This is a genomic window from Chamaesiphon polymorphus CCALA 037 (assembly GCF_003003845.1).
GTDB lineage: Bacteria > Cyanobacteriota > Cyanobacteriia > Cyanobacteriales > Chamaesiphonaceae > Chamaesiphon > Chamaesiphon polymorphus.
Genome location: NZ_PVWO01000605.1, coordinates 1 through 3,084, shown reverse-complemented (window position 1 = coordinate 3,084; position 3,084 = coordinate 1). Strand labels below are relative to the sequence as shown.

The 3,084-nt window shown below is 41.8% G+C and carries 5 protein-coding genes and 1 pseudogene; 2 read left to right on the top strand and 4 right to left on the bottom strand.

What is annotated here, in order from left to right:
* A pseudogene (locus C7B77_RS27055) lies at window positions 1–211 on the top strand (ergothioneine biosynthesis protein EgtB); the annotation flags it as partial.
* A 210-nt stretch (window positions 212–421) separates the two neighbouring features.
* Here the strand turns inward: C7B77_RS27055 and C7B77_RS27050 are convergent.
* The gene (locus C7B77_RS27050; protein WP_106312331.1) at window positions 422–691 is read right to left on the bottom strand and encodes a hypothetical protein; all 270 of its coding nucleotides are present in this window, start codon (window positions 689–691) and stop codon (window positions 422–424) included.
* A gap of 164 nt (window positions 692–855) precedes the next feature.
* Here C7B77_RS27050 and C7B77_RS27045 point away from each other — a divergent pair, with 164 nt between their 5' ends.
* Window positions 856–1,329, top strand: a complete 474-nt coding sequence (locus C7B77_RS27045) for a hypothetical protein (protein WP_106312327.1) — start codon at window positions 856–858, stop codon at window positions 1,327–1,329.
* 23 nt (window positions 1,330–1,352) lie between these two features.
* Here the strand turns inward: C7B77_RS27045 and C7B77_RS27040 are convergent, their stop codons facing one another.
* The 3 genes from C7B77_RS27040 to miaA are packed head-to-tail and all read right to left on the bottom strand — an operon-like array spanning window position 1,353 to window position 3,082.
* Complete coding sequence (locus C7B77_RS27040; RefSeq protein ID WP_219892296.1) at window positions 1,353–1,580, bottom strand: hypothetical protein; 228 nt, start codon at window positions 1,578–1,580, stop codon at window positions 1,353–1,355.
* Window positions 1,573–2,157, bottom strand: coding sequence for a DUF4258 domain-containing protein (locus C7B77_RS27035; protein WP_106312321.1), 585 nt, complete (start codon window positions 2,155–2,157; stop codon window positions 1,573–1,575). The genes C7B77_RS27040 and C7B77_RS27035 overlap by 8 nt, the downstream gene beginning before the upstream one ends.
* Window positions 2,150–3,082 carry a tRNA (adenosine(37)-N6)-dimethylallyltransferase MiaA gene (gene miaA, locus C7B77_RS27030; RefSeq protein ID WP_245894468.1) on the bottom strand — a complete coding sequence of 311 codons (933 nt, stop codon included), beginning with the start codon at window positions 3,080–3,082 and terminating at the stop codon, window positions 2,150–2,152. The genes C7B77_RS27035 and miaA overlap by 8 nt, the downstream gene beginning before the upstream one ends.
* Between the last annotated feature and the right edge of the window lie 2 nt (window positions 3,083–3,084).

The window sequence follows — 3,084 nt, the reverse complement described above, 5'->3', positions numbered from 1 at the left end:
GGAATGGACGCAAAGTGCCTATTTACCCTATCCCGGTTTTCAAATTGCCGAAGGCGCGATCGGTGAATATAATGGTAAATTTATGTGCAATCAAATGGTCTTACGCGGCGGTTCTTGCGTAACTTCGATCGACCATATTCGATCTACTTATCGCAATTTCTTTCCGCCTTCAGCACGCTGGCAATTTAGTGGTATTAGGTTGGCAAGTTAAATTAATTGATAATTGATAATTGATAATTGAGTTATGTAGGTTGGGTTGCGGATGCGCGCTCGTCGGGTTCCCCGACGGAAAAAGCGCACCAAGCAGAGGAACGAAACTTAGCACCAAATAATTCTGTTTGTACCTGGCTTTGAGAAAGCAACGAAAACTTGTATTCAGCTTTTGGGCTGAATGCAGATTACAACAAATATGAATTCGACTTTACGAATTACCCGATCCGGTAATGTGACGCAAGATGATATCTATCTTGCCATTTAACTCAGCACTGAGGGTGTCAAATCGTTGATTCATCTCCGTTTTCAGTTGAGTCATTTCGATCTTCACCTCGTCTATCTCATCATAAAGGCGATCGAATTCGACATTTAGTTCGCCCCAAGTTACTTGGGTATCTTCTAGGCGGTTGACTCGACGGTTGATAGTTCGTAGTTGACGATCGCTCCTTCGATCGTTTGGTTCGTTAGATTGGGTCATAATAGTAATAGATGTTTTTTTCGATCGGCGGCTCTCAAGCCACCGAATCTCCCTGTTAGTTGACGCTAGCGGGGAGATCTCTATTCTAGCTCTCAATTTTACTTTAAGAACACAAGATGTTGCATTCAGGTAAGACTGCGAACATCGCCAGTAAGAAATTAATCATGAATGAAAATTCACTCGATCGATCTCGCACCGATAATCTACTCGATCTGCACATAGATAAAGATACGTGGATTTATACTTATGGCTCATCTAAATTGCAACAGGTGAGAAGTTTTGGCTACGAATGCGACGATCGATACCTTCAAGAACGTCTCCAAGCTGAATATCCAGGCTTTAGAATCAATCGTGGTTCTGTTGCTAAAAAACTAGATTTTCCGCCACTGTACGCGATTAAAGAATCTTTAAAATGGAATGATGCCTATGTTGCCAAGCAATATTTTAAAGGAGAAGTAATTGCGATCGATAATTATTTGGGTGAACATCAAATTATTAAAAAAACTGCCAAACCTTGGTATTTGACATATAAGAATATTCTGACGATAGATGAGAACGATCCGAAAGAGGTGGCTTTTTATGCAATGCTGATAATTATCGTGACTAGCCCGATCGTGGGGATAATTATTTTAAAATAAACTCGCTCGATATTCGCGCCGAGCTACTTATGGTTCTCATAATTATAGATAGCAGTCTCAATTGTGCGATCTGGTTCTTTACTATTTAGCACGATTTGTTGTAAATGTTTGACAACAGCAGCCGCAAAAAAGTGTTCTCCAGTTTCTTCGTCGATCCGTGCAGGTACGTTCTCAATTAAATAGAATTTACCATCTACCTGTAATGGATAGGTAACAAATCCATTAACTAAAGTTTCTTCTGTGTCACTCATTATCGGTATTTTCCTCTGTTATATAAAGATTTTCTTCTAACTCGATATCAATCTCAGATAGTGAGACAATCCTAATTTGCGATCGAGTATATTTGCCGCACTTAATCCTAATTTGGCGATCTGCTTGGGTCGATCCCTCGATCGAATAACCAGAGCGATATTTACCGTCAAAGTATTCCTTAACTATGCGACCATTGGCAATAACTTCTTTTATTTCTTGAATTTGAATGCGATCGACGATCGAGTTAGTTAAGGCCAGATTGGAGAATTCAAATTTATTGTTGGCGATCTTTTGTCTGATTTTATTTATAGCATAATCGAACAAACCCAGTTGTGGAGCGAGTAATTCTAGATAAGCACGAGCTGGTGTATTAAACGGATCGATAAATAAAGATTTTAGTACATTTTTTAATAGTTTATTCGGATTGTTTTCTCGATCCAGATCGAAATTTTGCTCGACTATCCGAGCAGCTTGAAGCGCGCGCACCTGACATAGTAAAATCTGACCGATTGAATCGGTTTTTACTGGCAACAGGATATAGAGAATTAGTAACATTCCAGGTTTTCTACTACCCATTAGACTTATTCATCTCAATGCTAGCAACTTTAAATGTTTCACAGAACTGCCGTACTCGCTCCCACACTCGATCGAGTAAAATCGGATCGTTGCTATCGAACCACTCAATTTCGGGAATCGAAGCAAACCAAGTCCGCTGGCGTTTGGCAAATTGACGAGTATGTAAGATCGTTAGATCGATCGCCTCTGCTAAACTAATCTCACATTGAATATATTGGCGCATCTCCGCATATCCCAACGTATCGAGCAGCGGTAAATTCCAGCCATATTTAGTACCCAAATATTTTACCTCATCCTCCCAACCCAAATCGAGCATCTGTTGGGTGCGGTGTTGAATTCGGTGTTCCAAAACATCCAAACTCTCGCAATCCAAACCAATTTGGAGAATCGGATAACTCGGCGGATATTCTCCCTGCTGGCTAGAAATTGTCTGTCCCGTCACATAATAAACCTCCAACGCGCGAATCGTCCGAATCGCATCATTGGCATGAATTTTTAGCGTCGCCTCGCGATCGAGATGTTGCAAAATCTGGTAACATTGCCCCTGTCCCAGCGCGATTAATTGCGATCGTAAATCCATCTGCGGTGGTACGCGCGGAATCTTCATCCCCTTCACCACAGACTTAATATATAGTCCCGTACCCCCCACCAGCAAAGGTGTCATTCCCCGCGCCTGCAATTTTTCGATGAGTGCCTGCGCATGTGTTTGATATTGGGCAGCAGTTACGGTACAATTAGGATCGTATGTACTAACTAAGTGGTGCGGTACCAATGCCAGCTCGGTACTAGACACCTTCGCCGTAGCGATATCAAATTCTTTATAAATTTGGCGCGAGTCTGCACTGATTATCTCAGCATTGAGCCGTTGGGCGATCGCGATCGCGAGTCCTGATTTTCCTGTGGCTGTCGCACCACAAATAACTATGA